At 55.0% G+C, this 18541-nt stretch carries 18 protein-coding genes; 13 read left to right on the top strand and 5 right to left on the bottom strand.

Annotation, left to right across the window (positions count from 1 at the left end; genetic code table 11):
- Positions 1–39: 39 nt before the first annotated feature.
- From tadA to EV681_RS10710, 4 genes are all read left to right on the top strand, one after another.
- On the top strand, positions 40–510 hold the full coding sequence (tadA, locus tag EV681_RS10725; protein ID WP_130303909.1) for a tRNA adenosine(34) deaminase TadA: 471 nt from the start codon (positions 40–42) through the stop codon (positions 508–510).
- A 2-nt stretch (positions 511–512) separates the two neighbouring features.
- On the top strand, positions 513–1526 hold the full coding sequence (locus EV681_RS10720; RefSeq protein ID WP_130303908.1) for an LD-carboxypeptidase: 1014 nt from the start codon (positions 513–515) through the stop codon (positions 1524–1526).
- A gap of 117 nt (positions 1527–1643) precedes the next feature.
- Entirely contained in the window at positions 1644–3245 is a 1602-nt protein-coding gene (locus EV681_RS10715) for an ABC-F family ATPase (RefSeq protein WP_130303907.1), read from the top strand.
- Positions 3246–3260: 15 nt separating this feature from the next.
- On the top strand, positions 3261–3854 hold the full coding sequence (locus EV681_RS10710; RefSeq protein WP_128394117.1) for an IMPACT family protein: 594 nt from the start codon (positions 3261–3263) through the stop codon (positions 3852–3854).
- Positions 3855–4057: 203 nt separating this feature from the next.
- Here EV681_RS10710 and trxA read toward each other — a convergent pair whose 3' ends face one another.
- Together trxA and EV681_RS10700 are read right to left on the bottom strand one after the other, a co-directional pair.
- Positions 4058–4441 (bottom strand): thioredoxin, encoded by a 384-nt coding sequence (trxA, locus tag EV681_RS10705; RefSeq protein WP_128394118.1) that lies wholly within the window; start codon positions 4439–4441, stop codon positions 4058–4060.
- Positions 4442–4723: 282 nt separating this feature from the next.
- A complete protein-coding gene (locus EV681_RS10700; protein WP_128394119.1) occupies positions 4724–6013 on the bottom strand; it encodes an NCS2 family permease in 1290 nt (429 codons plus the stop codon).
- 229 nt (positions 6014–6242) lie between these two features.
- Between EV681_RS10700 and tsaD the strand changes: the two genes are divergently transcribed.
- Positions 6243–7277 carry a tRNA (adenosine(37)-N6)-threonylcarbamoyltransferase complex transferase subunit TsaD gene (tsaD, locus tag EV681_RS10695; protein WP_130303906.1) on the top strand — a complete coding sequence of 345 codons (1035 nt, stop codon included), beginning with the start codon at positions 6243–6245 and terminating at the stop codon, positions 7275–7277.
- Between the two features lie 5 nt (positions 7278–7282).
- On the opposite strand, the gene plsY is transcribed toward tsaD, so the two are convergent.
- A complete protein-coding gene (gene plsY / locus EV681_RS10690) occupies positions 7283–7921 on the bottom strand; it encodes a glycerol-3-phosphate 1-O-acyltransferase PlsY (RefSeq protein WP_128394121.1) in 639 nt (212 codons plus the stop codon).
- Between the two features lie 132 nt (positions 7922–8053).
- On the opposite strand from plsY, the gene surE reads away from it, so the two are divergent.
- From surE to rlmD, 6 genes are all read left to right on the top strand, one after another.
- Positions 8054–8809, top strand: coding sequence for a 5'/3'-nucleotidase SurE (gene surE / locus EV681_RS10685; RefSeq protein WP_128394122.1), 756 nt, complete (start codon positions 8054–8056; stop codon positions 8807–8809).
- Positions 8802–9644: a protein-L-isoaspartate(D-aspartate) O-methyltransferase gene (locus tag EV681_RS10680; RefSeq protein ID WP_128394123.1), complete on the top strand. Its 843-nt coding sequence runs from the start codon at positions 8802–8804 to the stop codon at positions 9642–9644. The genes surE and EV681_RS10680 overlap by 8 nt, the downstream gene beginning before the upstream one ends.
- A gap of 76 nt (positions 9645–9720) precedes the next feature.
- Positions 9721–10458 carry a peptidoglycan DD-metalloendopeptidase family protein gene (locus tag EV681_RS10675; protein WP_130303905.1) on the top strand — a complete coding sequence of 246 codons (738 nt, stop codon included), beginning with the start codon at positions 9721–9723 and terminating at the stop codon, positions 10456–10458.
- A gap of 32 nt (positions 10459–10490) precedes the next feature.
- On the top strand, positions 10491–11270 hold the full coding sequence (locus EV681_RS10670) for a 3'-5' exonuclease (protein ID WP_128394125.1): 780 nt from the start codon (positions 10491–10493) through the stop codon (positions 11268–11270).
- A 183-nt stretch (positions 11271–11453) separates the two neighbouring features.
- Positions 11454–12179: a Spy/CpxP family protein refolding chaperone gene (locus EV681_RS10665; protein ID WP_128394126.1), complete on the top strand. Its 726-nt coding sequence runs from the start codon at positions 11454–11456 to the stop codon at positions 12177–12179.
- A gap of 327 nt (positions 12180–12506) precedes the next feature.
- Positions 12507–13856, top strand: a complete 1350-nt coding sequence (gene rlmD / locus EV681_RS10660) for a 23S rRNA (uracil(1939)-C(5))-methyltransferase RlmD (protein ID WP_130303904.1) — start codon at positions 12507–12509, stop codon at positions 13854–13856.
- A 266-nt stretch (positions 13857–14122) separates the two neighbouring features.
- Here rlmD and argH read toward each other — a convergent pair whose 3' ends face one another.
- Positions 14123–15535, bottom strand: coding sequence for an argininosuccinate lyase (gene argH / locus EV681_RS10655; RefSeq protein WP_130303903.1), 1413 nt, complete (start codon positions 15533–15535; stop codon positions 14123–14125).
- Between the two features lie 115 nt (positions 15536–15650).
- Between argH and EV681_RS10650 the strand changes: the two genes are divergently transcribed.
- Complete coding sequence (locus EV681_RS10650) at positions 15651–17309, top strand: NAD+ synthase (protein WP_130303902.1); 1659 nt, start codon at positions 15651–15653, stop codon at positions 17307–17309.
- A 76-nt stretch (positions 17310–17385) separates the two neighbouring features.
- Positions 17386–17724 (top strand): P-II family nitrogen regulator, encoded by a 339-nt coding sequence (locus EV681_RS10645; RefSeq protein ID WP_128394130.1) that lies wholly within the window; start codon positions 17386–17388, stop codon positions 17722–17724.
- A gap of 195 nt (positions 17725–17919) precedes the next feature.
- Here the strand turns inward: EV681_RS10645 and EV681_RS10640 are convergent, their stop codons facing one another.
- A complete protein-coding gene (locus EV681_RS10640) occupies positions 17920–18489 on the bottom strand; it encodes a chorismate--pyruvate lyase family protein (RefSeq protein ID WP_128394131.1) in 570 nt (189 codons plus the stop codon).
- Positions 18490–18541 lie beyond the last annotated feature (52 nt).

Raw genomic sequence — 18541 nt, 5'->3', positions numbered from 1 at the left:
TGCAACCATGTCGATCATCGTCGCAACCGTTGCGAAAATATGCAAATCACACCGTTGAATCACGCCCAGTTCATGGCGCTGGCGCTGGAACAGGCCCACCTGGCCTATGAACTGGGCGAGGTGCCGGTTGGCGCTGTTGCCGTCGATTCATCAGGGAATGTGCTTGGAAAAGGGTACAATAGAACGATTACAGACCGCGACCCTACTGCGCATGCAGAAATCATTGCTTTGCGTCAGTGTGGCCGGGATCTGGACAATTACCGGCTTCCCGGTATTACCTTGTACGTTACACTGGAGCCATGCATTATGTGTATGGGCGCCATCACGCACGCCAGGGTAAGTAGGGTGGTATACGGTGCAGCAGACCCGAAAACCGGCGCCTGCGGTAGCGTGATCGCAGTGCAGGACAACAAACAGATCAATCACCACACCGTCATTGTGTCGGGAGTGTTGAAAACAGAGTGCGGCCAGTTGCTTCGCCGCTTTTTTCAGGAACGCAGGAAATCGTGACCATGAACAATGCTTCTTCCCTTGGCAAAAAGGAAAGTATTAAAGAACAGTTGAATGACGCCCAGATTCTGTTCGATGAGGCCGATGATGTTGCGTATCAGCCCACGCGCTACACGAATAAACTGCAGGTCTATACCATGTCGCCGTCTGGGTATGTACAGGACCCTGAAATCTTGAAGCGCGCCGTCAAGAACCTGAAAAGATCCAAAGTCAAAGTCACGGTGGACAAAGCTGCGCTGTCTCGGGATATGCGCTTTGGCGGCGACGACGAGAATCGGCTTGCTGCGATCGCCCGTGCTGCAAAACATTCAAGCGATATTGTCATGCCCACCCGCGGTGGTTATGGGTTGAGCCGAATATTGCATCGTATAGACTGGAAACTGCTGGAACGCAATCCAAAGCGGTATGTCGGGTTCAGTGACTTTACCGCCTTCAATCTGGCCTTGCTGGCAAAAACCGGCATGAGCAGCTATACCGGCCCCAATATGCTGGACTTTGGCAAGGAAACGGTAGACGAGCTGACCTATGACATCTTTCTTGAGGTCATGCACGGTGAGCTGGAAATCCTCAGTTTCGAGTCCGAAGGCTCGGACGCGGTCGATACCCGCGGCACATTATGGGGCGGCAATCTTGCCATGGTTGCGTCACTAGTGGGTACGCCTTATCTTCCCAAAATCAAGAACGGTATTCTGTTCCTGGAAGATGTTGGCGAATACCCCTTCCGGGTTGAGCGCATGCTGACACAACTGCTGCACGCTGGCGTACTGGCCCGGCAAAAGGCGATCGTGCTGGGACACTTTACCGAGTACAAACTCAGCGCCCAGGACAAGGGCTTTGATATGCCCGAGGTCGTGCGATGGCTGCGTGCCAACACTGGGTTGCCCGTAGTGGGCGGACTGCCTTACGGCCATGGCGACGTGCGTGTTACGCTGCCCATTGGTAAAAAGGTCGGCCTGGCTACCGAAGCAGACATGGCCTATCTGGTGATTGACGATCACCACCACGATCATCATTAATATTGATGATCACCGGCACCGCACAAGGCGGTGCATGCAAGATACGAACAACGCGTTCTGCTGTTATGAACGCGTTTGGCATTTTTTATAACCCCATTCAAGGCATCAAATACAGTCGTGATTTCTACCGCTAATTTAACCATTCAGTTTGGCCCAAAACCTCTTTTCGAAAACGTCAGCGTCAAGTTTGGAGGAGGCAATCGCTATGGCCTGATCGGTGCGAACGGATCGGGCAAGTCCACCTTCATGAAAATCATCGGCGGCGATTTGGAAGCCTCGTCGGGCAATGTCTCGCTGGACCCGGGCGTACGCCTGGGCAAGTTGCGCCAGGATCAGTTTGCGTTCGAAGATATGCGGGTGCTGGACGTGGTGATGATGGGGCATGAGGAAATGTGGCAGGCCATGCACGAGCGCGATGCCATCTATGCCAATCTGGAAGCGACCGATGACGACTACATGCGCGCAGCCGAACTGGAAGCCAAGTTTGCCGAATATGATGGATACACGGCTGAAGCCCGTGCCGGCGAATTGCTGCTTGGTCTGGATATACCGGTAGAGCAGCATAACCAGCCGATGCGCGAGATTGCGCCGGGCTGGAAGCTGCGTGTGCTGCTGGCGCAGGCGCTGTTTTCCAATCCTGATGTGTTGTTGCTGGATGAGCCCACCAATAACCTGGACATCAATACAATCCGCTGGCTCGAAGGGGTGCTCAACGGCTATCAGAGCACCATGATTATTATCAGTCATGACCGGCACTTCCTGAATCAGGTATGCACCCATATGGCTGATCTGGATTATGGCGAAGTTCGCCTGTATCCCGGCACCTATGATGACTATATGCTGGCTTCGACGCAGGCGCGTCAGCGTCTGGTATCGGACAACGCCAAGGCCAAGGAGCGGGTTGTTGAGCTGCAGGATTTTGTCCGCCGGTTCTCGGCCAATAAGTCCAAGTCCCGTCAGGCCACCTCGCGCCTGAAGCAGATTGATCGCATCAAAGCCGAAACGGTTGAAGTCAAACCCTCGTCACGCCAGAACCCGTATATTCGCTTTGAACAGACCAAACCGTTACACCGTCTGGCTGTTACCCTGGACAAAGTCAGCAAGGCATATGACAAGCCGGTAATTAGCAATTTCTCGGCGATGATAGAGGCCGGACAGAAAATAGCCATTATTGGTGCTAACGGCGTAGGTAAAACCACGCTGTTACGGCTGTTCGCCCAAGACCTGGAGCCCGATAGCGGTTCGGTCAAATGGTCCGAAAATGCCGATATCGGTTACATGCCGCAGGACGTTTCCGAGGACTTCAAAAAACATGTCAATGTATTTGACTGGATGGGCGAGCACCGTAAACCGGGCGACGAAGACCAGGCGATACGTTCAGTACTGGGTCGGTTGCTGTTCTCTGCAGACGACATTGTGAAGGATGTCCCGGTACTGTCCGGTGGCGAAAAGAATCGCATGACATTTGGACGGTTGATGCTGGGGCGCCATAACGTCCTGTTGATGGACGAGCCGACCAACCACCTGGACATGGAATCGATTGAGTCGCTGCAGTTTGCGCTGGAAAAATATGCCGGAACCCTGGTTTTTGTATCACATGACCGGGAGTTTGTTTCCGGTCTGGCCACGCGAATCATCGAGATCATGCCTGATGGAACATTGAATGACTATCAGGGTGGTTACGATGATTACCTCAATTCGCGTGGTATCGAGCAGTAGGAGAACCACAAGTCGATGGCCGAATTATTGTCAACACTGACGGCCGCGTGCAGTTTTGAAGAAGAAATAAAAAAGAGCCGCTTCATCGCGCACGCTGCTCCCGCTACCAATGCGGCAGCGGCGCTGGCTTTTTTTTCCGAAGTTGGCGACCCGACAGCAACGCACAATTGCTGGGCTTACAAAACGGCTGACGGTTATCGCTTTAATGATGATGGCGAACCGGGCGGCACGGCCGGCAGGCCGATTCTGCAGGCCATTGAAGGCAAGGGGTTGACCGACGTCGCAGTTCTGGTGATCCGTTACTTCGGTGGCACCAAGCTGGGTACGGGCGGTCTGGTAAGAGCCTACGGAGGTTGCGCGGCCAAGTGTCTGGATGCAGCGCCAAAGAAGATCATCGTGCCGTCGACGACCGTTTATTGCACATGTAATTATTCTGATGCCGAGAGAGTCAAGGTTCGCCTGACGCAGGCCGGCGCAGTCATTTCAAATGAAAATTTCGGTGCCCAGGGCGTGACCTGGACGCTGGTAATTGCGGTGAGTGATCTGCACCTGGTGCAGGAAGTCTATACGGATCAGACAAAAGGAAAGGGACAGTGGACTGTCCCTTGATCCTGCGTTGATCATTGTGCGCTGATGTCGCCGAGCCATCGATTCGGCTGGCCTCTGGTGACTGGCCGGACACAACACAACTGAGCGCTAGGCCGGTATAAAAGATTTTTACCAAGCCGCACGGGAATGTTGGCAAGTGCCCGCAATCGCCGTTCGCGGCCTTATTTGATCCTTTTGTACACTATCGGCCAAGTGCCCCGATATCACGCGTTTTCTTCAGCAGCCTTGGCTTCAGCCGTAGCAATTTCCTGATGCACTTTTTCCATGTCAACAGCCTGAACTTTCTCAAGCAATTCGTCCAGCTGACCGGGACTCAGGGCACCGGCCTGTGAAAACAGCATTACGCGTTCACGAAATACCATTAACGTTGGAATGGAACGGATGCCCAGGGCACCGGCCAGTTCCTGCTGATCTTCGGTATTGACTTTGGCAAATTCGATATCCGGATGGGCCTGCGCCGCTGTCTCGAATGTCGGGGCAAACTGGCGGCAGGGACCACACCAAGGTGCCCAGAAGTCAATAATCAATGTATTGTCTTCTTTGATGGCTTGCTGGAAGGTGTCTTTGGTCAGTTCGGTAATGGGCATAATTCTTTCTCCAGTTTAAGTTGCGGACCGAGGTACTTCATTGAATATAGGGGCGGCAACCATGAATTACTAGTTGAATATTTTTATTGCTGTCATTATGAATGCCTATCGGGCACAAGTGTAATTCAATTGTTAACGATATAAACCTGAACGTAAAATAAAACCGCAAGCGATTGGCTTGCGGCTCTGAGGGATGAGTGCGTTTTTTGCACCCGCATGCAATTTCACCACGAAACTTGCGGCGCCCGTGCTGTCAGGCGCCGACTGGCAAGGGCGATGTGACTATTCCAGTGCGAAGCGCAATACAAACAGCAGGGCAATGATCAATGTCGCAATGTGAATCTCACGGAAACGACCGGTGAATGCCTTGATAATCACATAACTGATAAAGCCGAATGCAATCCCTTCCGCAATGGAGTAGGTAAACGGCATGATAATTGCAGTCAGCGCGGCTGGAATGGCATTGGTGATATCGTTCCACTCCACTTCAACCAACTCGCGCACCATCAGTCCGGCAACGTAGAGCAGGGCAGGGGCGGTGGCGTAAGCAGGTACGACGCTGGCCAGCGGCGCAAAAAACAGACACAGCAGAAACAGCAAGCCTACGATCAGCGCAGTCATGCCGGTGCGGCCCCCGGCCTGTACGCCCGCTGCGCTTTCGACAAATGCGGTGGTGCTGCTGGTACCCAATGCAGAGCCGGCCAGGATGGCGGTGCTGTCGGCAAACAGGGCGCGCCCAAGGCGATTGGGTTTGCCCTCAGGCAACAGGTTGGCGCGACGTGCAACACCGATCAGAGTTCCGGTTGCATCAAAAATTTCTACCAGTACAAAAACCAGAATAATATGCAGGAAGCCCTGGTTCAGGACGCCAGCAATATCCAGTTGCATAAAAGTGGGCGCGATGCTCGGCGGCGCAGACACGATGCTGGTGATAGGCGCGCTATATCCGAGCAGGGCAGACAAAATGGTCACGGCCAGAATACCGATCAGAATCGCGCCTTTGACACGCAGGCTATCGAGGCACACGATAATAAAGAAGCCAAGGATTGCCAGCAGGACAGTTGGAGATTTCAGATCGCCCTGGGCCACAAGGGTAGCCTGGTTGCCAACGACAATGCCGGCCGATTTGAGGGCAATCAGCGCCAGGAAAAGACCGATACCGGCGACGATGGCCGAGCGCAGCGACTTGGGTATCCCCTCGATCAGCCATTTGCGTATACCGGTAGCTGACAGAATCAGGAATATGACGCCGGAAACAAAAACGGCGCCGAGCGCCTGTTGCCACGAATAGCCCATGGCTCCGACCACACCGAAAGCAAAGAAGGCATTCAGGCCCATGCCCGGTGCCATGCCGATGGGCCAGTTGGCCAGGAAGGCCATGATAAGGCAGCCCAGTGCTGCGGCCAGGCACGTAGCAACAAAAACAGCGCCTTTGTCCATGCCCGTGGTGCCCAGAATCTCGGGGTTCACGAATATGATGTAAGACATCGTCAGAAAGGTCGTCAGACCGGCAAGAATTTCCGTACGGGCATTCGTGCCATGCTCCCTGAGCTTGAACAGTGATTCCAGCATGAACATAACTCCTAATAAACAGATACATGTGTACAATTGCAACTGTAGCGTATTCTTTACAGTTAATGACGGGCACGCATCGTGCCGTATCGGCAAATAATCCGATATCGTCTTTAATCTGCAACATTCTTTCCTGCTATAAAGGTAATGTAATCACACCGACGGCGCCCCCGCCTCGCCCCAGCTCGGCGCGCGCAGGCATGGGCCAGCGTCGTCGAACAGGTAATTTATGATCATTCTCGGCATTGAAAGCTCCTGTGACGAGACCGGCGTTGCGCTGGTCAGCACCGAATCGGGCCTGCTGGCGCATGCGCTGCACAGCCAGATCGCGATGCATCAGGCCTACGGTGGGGTAGTGCCCGAGCTAGCCTCGCGCGATCACATCCGGCGTGTCTTGCCGCTCACGCGCGAAGTACTGCGCCATGCAGACCTGACTCTTAAAGACATCGATGCCGTGGCCTATACTGCGGGCCCGGGCCTGGCCGGGGCCCTGCTGGTTGGCGCCTCGGTCGCCCGATCCCTGGCATGGAGCCTGAATATACCCACAATCCCAATTCATCATCTGGAGGGCCATTTGCTGTCGCCGATGCTGGCGCAGGCCGTTCCGGATTTTCCGTATGTGGCGCTGCTGGTGTCTGGTGGACATACCCAACTGATGCATGTGAAGGCCATTGGTCAATACGAATTACTTGGCGAAACCCTGGATGATGCGGCCGGCGAAGCTTTTGATAAATCCGCCAAGTTGATGGGCCTGCCTTATCCGGGCGGGCCGGCACTGGCCGCGCTTGCCGACAAGGGAAATCCGAAGGCCTACGATCTGCCGCGGCCGATGATGCATAGCGGCGACCTGGATTTCAGTTTTTCCGGCCTTAAAACTGCGGTTCTGACCACGCTTCGCAAGCTGGAGCAACAGGTACCACTCAATGACCAGCAACGGCAGGATCTGGCCGCTTCGGTACAGGCCGCGATTGTGGAGGTGCTAGGGTTTAAGGCAATCAAGGCAGTCAAGGCCTGCGGCAGCAACCGCCTGGTGGTGGCCGGGGGCGTGGGGGCAAACCGGCAATTGCGCGAATATTTGACGCGCCAGATGCAAAAGCAAAACGGTGAGGTATTTTTCCCGCCGCTGGCGTTATGCACTGATAATGGCGCGATGATTGCCCATGCGGCAGCCGAACGGGTCAAGGCGGGTCTGGTGGACAACATGCGTCGCCCAGACAATGCTGCCGTTCACCCCCGCTGGGATCTGGCAGATATCAGCGCCTGAGTGCGCTATTTGGTTTTTTTCTTCTGGCCGATTCGCGACTCGGTGCCTGCCAGCAGATTCGCAATATTTTTCTTGTGCTTGGCGATTAGCACCAACGTCAGAAAGCAGATGGCCAGAAACCAGGGCATGGAAAACGGCCAGGCCGCCATACCGCCCACATAATAATAAAACGGGGCAAAAACGGCAGCGACCAGGGCTGCCAGGGACGAGTAGCGAAAGAAAACGGCAATAATGAGCCAGGTCGCAATGGTGGCAACTGCCAGCCATGGTTGCAGGGCGAACAGCACGCCAACTGCAGTGGCCACCCCTTTGCCGCCCTTGAAATTGAGAAAAAGCGAATAGATGTGGCCAAGAAATACGGCGACGGCCACCAGTGCAATGGTGGTGTCGGTAAACCCGGCCGCAGGGGCAAGATAGATTGCCAAAGCAACTGCCAGCCAGCCCTTGAAGGCGTCTCCGAGCAGGGTAAACAGGGCTGCCTTGCGGTTGCCTGTACGCAACATATTGGTAGCGCCGGGATTGCCCGAGCCAAAGGTACGAGGGTCCTTCAAGCCGAACAGGCGACTGGCCACCATGGCAAAAGAGACCGAGCCTATCAGGTAGGCGGCAAGCAGGGCAAAAATGGTCCAGAGCAGGTTGTTCATCGTCGTCGTTGTCATTACCGGAAGACACGATTATATACAGTTCCCTTTCGTCATGCCGAACAGGATATCGCGTCCCGCGTATCGGATGATCCATGTACAATACAGGGGGAATAATGTCTGGTTGCGATCTGAATGAAACGAATATTGGTGTCGAACGATGATGGTTACAATGCTGAGGGTGTGCAGGCCCTGGCCGAGGCACTACGCGGTATTGCCCAGGTCACGGTTGTTGCGCCCGAAGTCAATCACAGTGGCGCCTCCAATTCGCTTACGTTGAACAGGCCGCTGTCGGTGCGGCGCACCCCATCGGGCGATTATTACCTGAACGGCACCCCATCGGACTGCGTGCACGTGGCGCTGACAGGCCTGCTCGACTATCGACCAGATCTGGTTGTCTCCGGCATCAATAACGGCGCCAATCTGGGTGAAGACACCTTGTATTCGGGTACAGTGGCGGCGGCGACAGAAGGCTTTCTGTTTGGTATCCCGTCCATTGCCTTTTCCCTGACGGAGAAGAACTGGCCGGAACTGGAAGCAGCCACGAAAATTGCGGTGCAAATCGTGCAGCATCAACTGGCCAATCCGTTTCCAGCCCCTGTTCTGCTTAGTGTCAATATCCCGCCACTGCCGGAACATCATTGGAGTTCACTGCGCGTTACGCGACTAGGACGGCGTCATCCGTCGCAACCGGTCATCAAAAGCGCCAACCCGGCAGGCGAACCTATTTACTGGATCGGCATGGTAGGCGAGGTTGCCGACTTTGCCGAAGATACAGATTTTGGTGCAACCAGTCAGGGGCTCATTTCCGTGACGCCGCTGCAACTGGATCTGACACACTACAAGCAATTGAACCAGGCACGCAGCTGGGTGGAGCTGAGCAATGCGTAAACCTCCCTTTGGCACCGGCACGCACTTCGGAAATGTAAATGATGTTAACGAAAGCCGAACACGCCTTTCTTTTCCGTCCAACAAAATTAAAATTACGCCAACCAATAGCAACACCCGTATTATTGTTGCGGCAAATGCAGCACGCCCGGCTTCGGCAGTGCCTGCCACCGAAGCACGAGGCGGCCAGAATATCGGCTTAAATTCTGATCGGCTGCGCGCACTTATGGTTGAGCGACTTCGGCAAAAGGGCATTACCGACGAACGGGTTCTGCAGGCCATGCGCTCTGTACCTCGGCATGTCTTCATTGATCAGGGGCTGGCTAGCAGGGCGTACGATGATGCGGCGTTGCCCATCGGTTTTTCCCAAACCATCTCGCAGCCGTGGGTCGTTTCACGTATGCTTTCAGCGGTCGCGGAAAACCGAAAGCCGCAAAAAATGCTGGAAATCGGTACCGGTTGTGGCTACCAGGCAGCCGTGATGGCGGCAATGTGCCACGAAGTGTATACAATTGAACGAATCAAGCCGTTGTATGAAATGGCCAGAGGTACGCTGCGCGAGCTTAAACTGGTGTCCCGCATACGTCTGGTTCATGGCGATGGCATGCTGGGTATGCCGTCGGTTGCTCCGTTTGATGCCATCGTCATTGCCGCGGCTGGGCTGCAGATCCCGACCGCATTGCTGCACCAGCTGGACATAGGTGCCCGTCTGATTGCGCCCGAAGGTTCGGATCAGCAGAAACTGGTGCTGATCGAAAGAACCGGCGTAAACAGCTGGGATCGTAAGGAACTTGAACCTGTACGCTTTGTTCCACTGCGTGCAGGCATACAATTGTGACAGGAGAAAATACCCGTTTTGCGTACGTGTTACGCATCCATTGAACAGGTAGGTAAAACATATGCAGATTCACTCAATGAAAAGAAAATTCCCCGTTTTAATTGGATCCCTGGTATTGGCGGCGACGCTGGCCGGTTGCGGAACCTCTTCACGTGCGCCGGTCTCCGAGCTGGGTTCCGGCAGTTCAGCCAGTGGCCCTGCTGGTCCGGGCGAATATGTCGTGCAGCGCGGCGATACGCTTTATAAAATTTCCCGCGCCAATAACGTCAGTGTTTCCCAGCTGATGTCAATGAATAAACTTTCTTCTCCGTCACTCGAGGTAGGCCAGCGGCTGCGTGTATCTACAAGCGCATCGTCCAGCCCAGCCGGCACAGATTCGAACGTCGCCGGCAGCGCAACACCAACCGCAGCAGGCAGCGTCTCAGCCACGCCGGCCAGCGACGCCACCGCCGTGTCCTGGGGCTGGCCAGTGGCCACCACCAAAATCATCACGCAGTTTTCTGCAAGCACGCGGGGTATTGACATCGAAGGCAAGCTGGGCGATCCGGTCTCGGCCGCGGCATCCGGTTCAGTTTCCTACGTAGGCAATGGTTTGCGCGGTCTGGGCAACCTGATTCTGATTTCTCACAGCAATGGCTTTATCTCGGCCTATGCCCACAACAGCAAGTTGCTGGTCAAGAATGGGCAGAAAGTGTCCAAAGGCCAGAAGATTGCCGAAGTCGGTCAATCGGATACGTCATCACCACGCCTGCATTTTGAAATCCGCCGTCGTGGCCAGCCTGTCAATCCATTGTCTTACCTGCCACGCCGCTAAGTGGCAAAACCCGTCTGAAAGTGTCGCGCGCCATGATTCCAACGCTTGTTTTCGATCTTGAAACCATCCCCGATGCCAAGGGTCTGCGCGCGCTGAATGACTGGGATGACACCCTCTCGGATGCCGAGGTGGTCGAACGTGCCAGGGCGCTTCGCATTGAACAGACGGGCAATGACTTCTTTCCCTTGCATCTGCAGAAAATTGCCGTTATCGGTTGCGTCTTTCGCGACGACAACGGTTTTCGCGTGCGCACGCTGGGTGAGCCGGACGATGACGAGGCCGTGCTCATCGCCGGTTTTTTCAAGACCATTGAGCGCTATACACCCAGGTTGGTCAGCTGGAACGGGTCGGGCTTTGACCTGCCTGTTCTGCATTACCGCTGCCTGATCCACGGCCTGTCTGCACCGCGGTATTGGGATATGGGTGAAGATGACCGCGAATTCAAATATAACAACTACATCAGTCGCTATCACACCCGTCATATCGACCTGATGGATCTGCTTGCCAAGTTCAATGGCCGCGCCAATGCGCCACTGGATCAACTGGCCAAGCTTTGTGGCTTTCCCGGCAAGCTGGGCATGGATGGCAGTCAGGTGTGGGATGCATGGCGTGACGGCAAGGCTGATGAGGTCCGTGCATACTGTGAAACGGATGTAGTCAATACATGGCTGGTCTATTGCCGTTTCCGCCTGATGAAGGGCGAGCTGGACAAGACCGCCTATGAAGAAGAAGTTGCCCTGGTGCACAGCAGCCTAGCTGCCCTGAACAAGCCACAATGGCAGGAATACCTGGCTGCCTGGGATTATCGCTAGCGCACTATTGCTGTAAATACACATGGCAGGACGGGCCACGGGAGAGCCGGGCCTTGCGCTTTAGGTAATGCATTGAAAGATCTGCACCGCTATTGAAACACACTTGTAATTGCTTGTGACCCAGAATGGGTACGTCACCGACATGCTTATGACGTCATCGACAGACTAAACAAGGAGTATAAAATGGCTGTTCAATTTTCAGGTTCTTTCCTCGTAAAATCTCTTCTGGCCAGCGCGTTGTCCGCAGCGGTTGCCACCACTGCATTTGCGCAGGCGGTAAAGGCTGATACGGAATCCAACCCTATCAGCCCATCCGTACAAAGTGAAAGCACCAACATGGAATACCATCGCATTGGTGAGGCCAAGCCGCAGCAGGGCGTCAGAAAGCACCATAAAGGTGACGGCCACAAACACGGATATCATCGCAAGGGCAACATGCGTCACGGGGCAATTGTGATTCCTGGCCTGGGTGCAGGCAGTCAGAAACTGGTTGATGACCTGAAACTGACCGACGAACAAAAAGCCACGCTCAAAACGATCAAGGACGAACATAAGGCTGCCCGCGAACCTAATCGCGAGGCCTTCCGCAAATACCAGGAAGAGCGGCGCAAGCAACTGGATTCCGGCAATGTTGATCCAAAAGCGCTGCTGGAAGCACAGAAAGAAATGCACGAGGGCTTTGAGAAAAAAATGGCAGATGATCAGGCCAAATGGCTTGGCCTGTGGGACACATTTAGCGCCGAGCAGAAAGCAACTGTTGTTAAATACTTCAAGGATCGTTCTGCCAAATGGGAAGAACATCGCAAGAAATTTCAACAGGAACGCGCAAAGATGACCGAAGAGCCAAAACCTGAAGCGCAAGCCGCCGCCAGTGATAGCAAACCGGCACCAGCAGCACCAAAACAGTAAACGTTGCCCCTGTCCGGCCTGCCTTTCCGGGAAGTGAGGTAGAGCAGGGCAGCAAGACGTCACTGTTGTGGGCCCGTCAGCAAGTGCTGGCGGGCTTTTTTGTGGCCGGTGAACGCGATAACGAGGCTGGACGCGACTGGTGGGGCCATGTCAGAGGGTTTGGCCAAGATCTCGCTTGCCATCTTCAGTCTGGATGCTGTCGCCAGTGGTTGTGATAAATCGACCAGAGCGTGGTTTTGCCGACAATTGTTTTGCAATGTTGCCGTTTCGCGCCAACTTGGCTGGCTGGGTCATTAAAATAACGCCTTCAGAATACAGAGGTCACCCATGCAGGAAACATTTACCATCGAATCCCTTGATCTGGAAGCGCGCGGCATCGCCCGGCGCGAAGGCAAGGCCATTTTCGTTGAAGGCGCGCTGCCTGCAGAAAAGGTAAGGGCTGATATTGTTCGCCGCAAGCCCTCATATGAAATAGCCCGCACAACGTCGATCATCAAAGAGTCGAGCCAGAGAGTCACTCCACGCTGCCCCAGTTTCGGCACCTGTGGCGGCTGCATCATGCAGCATCTGGATATCACTGCCCAGGTGGCGATCAAGCAGCGGGCGCTGGAAGATGGATTCAGGCATATTGCCAAAATGACGATACCCAGAGTCTTGCCGCCGCTGCAGGGCCCCGCGTGGGGCTACCGCTATCGCGCACGCCTGTCGGTACGCAAGGTGATCAAGAAGGGCAAAGTGCTGGTTGGGTTTCACGAACGCAAGAGCCGGTATGTGACCGACATGACTGAATGTCATGTACTGCCGCCCTATGTTTCGGACATGCTGGTTCCCTTGCGTGAGCTCATTGGCAGCCTGAGTATTGACGACAAAATCCCGCAGATCGAAGTAGCCGTTGGTGAAGCCACGACTGCGCTGTTGCTGCGCCACCTGGAGCCGTTAACCGCTGTCGATATTGAACAGCTGGATGCCTTCTCGACGCGTCATAACGTAGTGTGGTGGTTGCAATCGAAGGGCCCCGATACCGTCAGGCCGCTGCACGAGGAACAGGCCGATTCTCTGTATTACCTGTTGCCGCAGTTCGGGCTGAAAATGCCATACAAACCAACGGATTTCACCCAGGTCAATTATTTCATCAACCGCTCTCTGATTGCCAAGGCACTCAATCTGCTGGATGTTCAGGCCGATGAGCGGGTGGCGGACCTGTTCTGTGGTCTGGGCAACTTTACCTTGCCCCTGGCTACCGTGGCACGTGAGGTGGTTGGCATCGAAGGCAGCAGCATACTTACCGATCGCGCATTGCAGGCGGCCAGCCAGCACAACCTGCAGGAGAAAACTCGCTTTGCTACGCTGAACCTGTTTGAGGTCGATGTGGCCTGGTTGCGCAACCTGGGACACTTTGACCGTATGCTGATTGATCCGCCCAGAGAGGGTGCGCAGGCGGTAGCGCTTGCCTTGGCACAACTTGAACCGCAAGAGCGTCCGACGAGAATCGTTTACGTGTCCTGTAATCCGGCGACTCTGGCGCGGGATGCAGGCATTCTGGTGCACGAAGGCGGCTACAAATTAAGTGCGGCAGGTGTCGTAAATATGTTCCCGCATACCGGGCATGTCGAATCCATTGCGGTATTCGAAAGCGGGTCGGGCGACGCCGCCGAGCCCACTGCTGCTGCACAGTAAACCGGCAGGATCCGGGCGCATGGTCTGGACTGCCGCGGCAAGACAGCCCCCGGTCAGGCTAAATAGGGTCAGGCTATATCGATCAAGGTCGATAACGTTAGGAAGACAAGATCGCGACCTTCTCTAAGAGCAGATCAAAGGGTGCATTGTCATTGCAAAACGATTGCTGCGATCGATTTCGTATCGGTGGCAGCGCGTAGTAAATAAAAAGACGGCGCCCGTCAAATACCGGTGCGCCGTCTTTTTTGCTTCAGACTTAATGCAGGTCAGGCCAGTTCGGCCAGCACGCGCTCAGCTTCGGCCTTGACACGGGCGGGCGCAGTGCCGCCTATATGCGCGCGTGAGGAGACAGAGCCTTCCAGGGTAAGAACGCTGAACACATCGCTATCGATCGATGTATTGAACTTGCGCATCTCTTCTAGCGTCAGATCGGCCAGATCGCACTGTTGCTCTTCGCAATGGCGTACAGCCAGGGCAACGGTCTCGTGCGCGTCACGAAAGGGCAGTCCTTTCTTGACCAGATAGTCGGCCAGGTCGGTGGCGGTAGAGAATCCCATCAGGGCAGCATCGCGCATGGCCTGTTTGCGCACCCGAATACCGCCGATCATGTCGGCAAATATCGTCAATGTGTCGCGCAAGGTATCGGCCGAATCAAACAGGCCTTCTTTATCTTCCTGGTTGTCCTTGTTGTAGGCCAGAGGCTGGCCTTTCATCAGCGTCAGCAAGGCAATCAGATTGCCGTTTACCCTGCCGGTCTTGCCTCGGGCCAGCTCCGGTACATCGGGGTTTTTCTTTTGCGGCATGATGGAACTGCCGGTGCAGAATCGGTCTGCCAGATCGATAAAGCCGATGCGCGGGCTCATCCACAAAATCAGTTCTTCCGACAGTCGGGAAATATGCGTCATGACCAGGGAAACGGCGGCGCAGAATTCGATGGCAAAATCGCGATCGGATACGGCATCCAGTGAATTGCGGCAGACGCTGTCAAAGCCCAGCAACGTGGCAACCTGCTCGCGATCGATAGGGTAGGAGGTGCCGGCCAGCGCAGCTGCACCCAACGGCAGGCGGTTGCAGCGCTTGCGGCAATCGGTCAGGCGCTCGGCATCCCGGGCGAACATTTCAGAGTAGGCCAGCAGATGATGACCGAAAGTAACCGGCTGGGCGACCTGCAAATGCGTAAAGCCGGGCATGATCGTATCGTGATGCTCCAGGGCCACTTGCGCCAGGGCACGACGCAGCGCGGTGATCAGTTCCAGTGACACGTCAATTTCTGAACGCAGCCACAAGCGGATGTCCGTTGCCACCTGGTCATTGCGTGAGCGGCCGGTGTGCAGGCGTTTACCGGCGTCCCCGATAAGCTCAACCAGGCGTTTTTCGATATTAAGGTGCACATCCTCCAGGTCCAGCAGCCAGGTAAACGTGCCGACGTCAATTTCCTGAAGAATTTGCTGCATGCCCTTGTCGATGGCGGCCAGATCGTCGGCGGAGATAACGCCTGTTGTGGCCAGCATAGTGGCGTGGGCCAGCGACCCCTGAATGTCAAAACGGGCCAGTCGCTTGTCAAAATCGACCGAAGCGGTGTAGCGCTTGACCAGGTCTGATACGGGTTCGGAGAAACGGGCCGACCAGGCCTGGGCTTTTTTGTCGAATTGATTGGTTGGGTTAGGGCTGTCTGTCATAGTGTGTGCTGATCTGTCCAATGTCGGTATTTTGCATTAATCAGCGGTATTTTAGACGCTCATCTCAGATGCTTGTGTGATAATCGGTGGTTTGCAAAAGAAACAGAGCGGGATAATGGAACCATCGGTCAGTGTCGCATTTGCACAAATCAATCAGAAGGTCGGAGATCTGGCCGGTAATGCGGCACGCATTGTCCAGGCCGCCGCACTCGCTCACGAGCAGGGGCAAGACATCCTGTTATTGCCCGAGCTGGCGCTTACCGGCTATGCACCTGAAGACTTGTTGCTGCGCTGCCAGTTTCTCGCAGACCAGCAGGCTGCGTTGCAGTCCCTGCAGGAAACACTGGCAGGCTTCCAGGATCTACATGTGGTATTGGGGCATGTTGTCAGCACAGACAAGGGCACCTTCAATGCCGCCAGTGTTTTTCTCAATGGCGACAACCTGGGCACGTACCTCAAGCAGGAGTTGCCCAATTATTCCGTATTTGACGAAAGGCGCTATTTCACGGCGGGGCGCAAGCCACTGGTGTTTACCGTCAGGGAACATACCTTCGGCGTGACCATCTGCGAAGACGTATGGTTTGCCAGCGCTGCCACGGCGGCGCGGCAGGCTGGGGCAGATACGCTACTGATCCTGAACGCCTCGCCCTATATGGTGCGCAAGCACGAAACCCGACTTGCCGTGGTGCGTCGAAACGTCTGTGACACCGGCATGGGCGCCATCTACTGCAATCTGGTAGGCGGGCAGGACGAACTGGTTTTCGATGGTCACTCTTTCGTGATAGACCGTCATGGTGACGTTGTGACCGAACTCAATAGTTTTTGCCAGGCGATGGGGCGCGTCCAGATCTTGTCGGGACAGATCCAGGACCTGACGCCGTTGCCTCTCGGGGCGGACCACTCGGTACCCGTGCAACCCCAGGAAAATGAGGTGGCCGAGGCCGAAATCTGGCGTGCGCTGGTTATGGGGACGCGCGACTATCTGGGTAAGAACTTCTTTGGAAAAGCCGTGATTGGTCTGTCCGGCGGTATTGATTCGGCCGTGGTGTTGGCTATTGCGGTTGATGCGATTGGCGCAGAGAACCTGCATGCGGTCATGATGCCTTCGCGCTTTACCGCAGACATGTCGGTCAATGACGCACAGGACATGGCTCAACGCCTTGCCGTTCGCTATGACGAGATTGCCATATCGCCCATGTTCAACAGTTACCTGGAGGCGCTGGCGCCCATTTTCGGCGACTTACCCCAGGACACGACCGAAGAGAATCTGCAGGCGCGGATTCGCGGGGCATTGCTGATGGCGTTGTCCAACAAATTCAATGCCATCGTGCTGACCACGGGCAATAAATCTGAACTGGCAACGGGCTATTGCACACTATATGGCGATATGGTGGGCGGCTATGCTCCCCTGAAGGATATTCCCAAAACGCTGGTATATCGCCTGGCGAGCTGGCGCAATACGCAGTCTGCGATCATTCCAGAGCGTATCATCACGCGGGCGCCCTCTGCTGAGTTGCGCGAAGACCAGACTGATCAGGACAGCCTGCCCGAATATGAGGTGCTGGACACCATCCTGGAACATCTGATGGAGCACAATGACTCGGTGGAAGCCATCGTCAATACTGGTCTGGCCCGTGAAGATGTGGAAAAGGTGGCGCGATTGTTGCGAATCAATGAATATAAACGGCGTCAGGGATCTCCCGGGCCCAAAATCACCACCCGGGCGTTTGGTCGCGATTGGCGCTTCCCGATAACGAACGGCTATCGATTCTAGGCTGCATAATTAAAAAATATGCTATTCTTTTCCAGTAAAAAAGCAGGGCCACGCCCCGCAAAGTAAAGGAAACCACGTGAAATTAATAACAGCCATCATTAAACCCTTCAAGTTGGACGAAGTTCGTGAATCTTTGGCAGATATCGGCGTCAGCGGTCTGACCGTTGCAGAAGTAAAAGGGTTTGGCCGTCAGAAAGGGCACACAGAGCTTTATCGTGGCGCCGAATATGTGGTGGACTTTCTTCCCAAAGTCAGGGTAGAGGTGGTCATTACAGACAGCCTGGTTGAATCGGCCATTGAAGCCATTATCAAGGCGGCGCGTACCGGCAAAATAGGGGATGGGAAAATTTTCGTAACCCCGGTCGAACGGGCAATTCGCATCCGTACCGGTGAGCAGGACGACAACGCACTTTAATCCCAAAACGAGCAGATCCCTGTGAAACAGCGGCGACAAACGCAGCGTTTTTCCAGCCCAATGTTTTTGACGTTAGCCCCACCGCCGCAGGTGTCGCCAAAGATCATGCATCCAGCGGCATGACGCTTGTCTTTGCAAAATTTACGACCGTCTGCTTTGAAAGTAGTCTGTATGACAATTGAAATGCCAGCCCTGTCAAACCCTGGGATACTTGAGCAATTGCGACCAGAAGGCCGGTAAAAAACATTCGGTTACCTGCAGCGGCTGGCCGTTTTTCCAGAAAACCGAGCGACGCGTGGGCAACCTGGACAGTGAAGGCGAGGGCAGTTGGTCAGCGCGCACGACGGCTTTAAATATTGGCATTGGCGATTTTGCTATGCAGGACTCGAACACAGATCGTACAATAGCCGGATCATGATACAGAATATCGGCCAGTGGCCGTGTGCGTAGCCGACGTACTGCCTGCCATACTGATTGGGCAGCATCCAGCGGCGTTATGCTGCGGGCGACTACCGCAGGCGTGCCGTCAATAGACATGCAGATCTCCCGTACCCAGACAACCGTATTGGCTGCCTTTCTGATGGTCCGCGCTTCATCTGTGCTGACTACTTCGGCAAATTCACCGACAACCTGGATGCGTACGTCACCTTGTCTGCGCAAGCCCTCAGTAAGCGGGCCGGGACGAGACAGCCAGTATTTCTGGACAGGATCCAGTTTAGGCGGTGGCCGGCTCAGCCAGCCAGGGGAATAAGGTTCATGCTTCATGGGTCGCGGGATGTGAGAGCCTGCAGATAAATCGTGGTATTGAAATGGCCAC

Origin of the sequence: Advenella incenata, assembly GCF_004217095.1 — a bacterium.
GTDB classification, from domain to species: Bacteria; Pseudomonadota; Gammaproteobacteria; order Burkholderiales; family Burkholderiaceae_B; genus Advenella; species Advenella incenata.
Note: the sequence above shows the minus strand (reverse complement) of the source record. Positions and strands in the feature narration are given on the sequence as shown.

What these genes read in the sequence shown, in the direction of transcription:
- tadA (WP_130303909.1), top strand. Translation starts at nt 40, where the DNA reads ATGCAAATCACACCGTTGAATCACGCCCAGTTCATGGCGCTGGCGCTG.
- EV681_RS10720 (WP_130303908.1), top strand. Translation starts at nt 513, where the DNA reads ATGAACAATGCTTCTTCCCTTGGCAAAAAGGAAAGTATTAAAGAACAG.
- EV681_RS10710 (WP_128394117.1), top strand. Translation starts at nt 3,261, where the DNA reads ATGGCCGAATTATTGTCAACACTGACGGCCGCGTGCAGTTTTGAAGAA.
- trxA (WP_128394118.1), bottom strand. Translation starts at nt 4,441, where the DNA reads ATGCCCATTACCGAACTGACCAAAGACACCTTCCAGCAAGCCATCAAA.
- EV681_RS10700 (WP_128394119.1), bottom strand. Translation starts at nt 6,013, where the DNA reads ATGCTGGAATCACTGTTCAAGCTCAGGGAGCATGGCACGAATGCCCGT.
- tsaD (WP_130303906.1), top strand. Translation starts at nt 6,243, where the DNA reads ATGATCATTCTCGGCATTGAAAGCTCCTGTGACGAGACCGGCGTTGCG.
- plsY (WP_128394121.1), bottom strand. Translation starts at nt 7,921, where the DNA reads ATGAACAACCTGCTCTGGACCATTTTTGCCCTGCTTGCCGCCTACCTG.
- surE (WP_128394122.1), top strand. Translation starts at nt 8,054, where the DNA reads ATGAAACGAATATTGGTGTCGAACGATGATGGTTACAATGCTGAGGGT.
- EV681_RS10680 (WP_128394123.1), top strand. Translation starts at nt 8,802, where the DNA reads ATGCGTAAACCTCCCTTTGGCACCGGCACGCACTTCGGAAATGTAAAT.
- EV681_RS10675 (WP_130303905.1), top strand. Translation starts at nt 9,721, where the DNA reads ATGAAAAGAAAATTCCCCGTTTTAATTGGATCCCTGGTATTGGCGGCG.
- EV681_RS10670 (WP_128394125.1), top strand. Translation starts at nt 10,491, where the DNA reads ATGATTCCAACGCTTGTTTTCGATCTTGAAACCATCCCCGATGCCAAG.
- EV681_RS10665 (WP_128394126.1), top strand. Translation starts at nt 11,454, where the DNA reads ATGGCTGTTCAATTTTCAGGTTCTTTCCTCGTAAAATCTCTTCTGGCC.
- rlmD (WP_130303904.1), top strand. Translation starts at nt 12,507, where the DNA reads ATGCAGGAAACATTTACCATCGAATCCCTTGATCTGGAAGCGCGCGGC.
- argH (WP_130303903.1), bottom strand. Translation starts at nt 15,535, where the DNA reads ATGACAGACAGCCCTAACCCAACCAATCAATTCGACAAAAAAGCCCAG.
- EV681_RS10650 (WP_130303902.1), top strand. Translation starts at nt 15,651, where the DNA reads ATGGAACCATCGGTCAGTGTCGCATTTGCACAAATCAATCAGAAGGTC.
- EV681_RS10640 (WP_128394131.1), bottom strand. Translation starts at nt 18,489, where the DNA reads ATGAAGCATGAACCTTATTCCCCTGGCTGGCTGAGCCGGCCACCGCCT.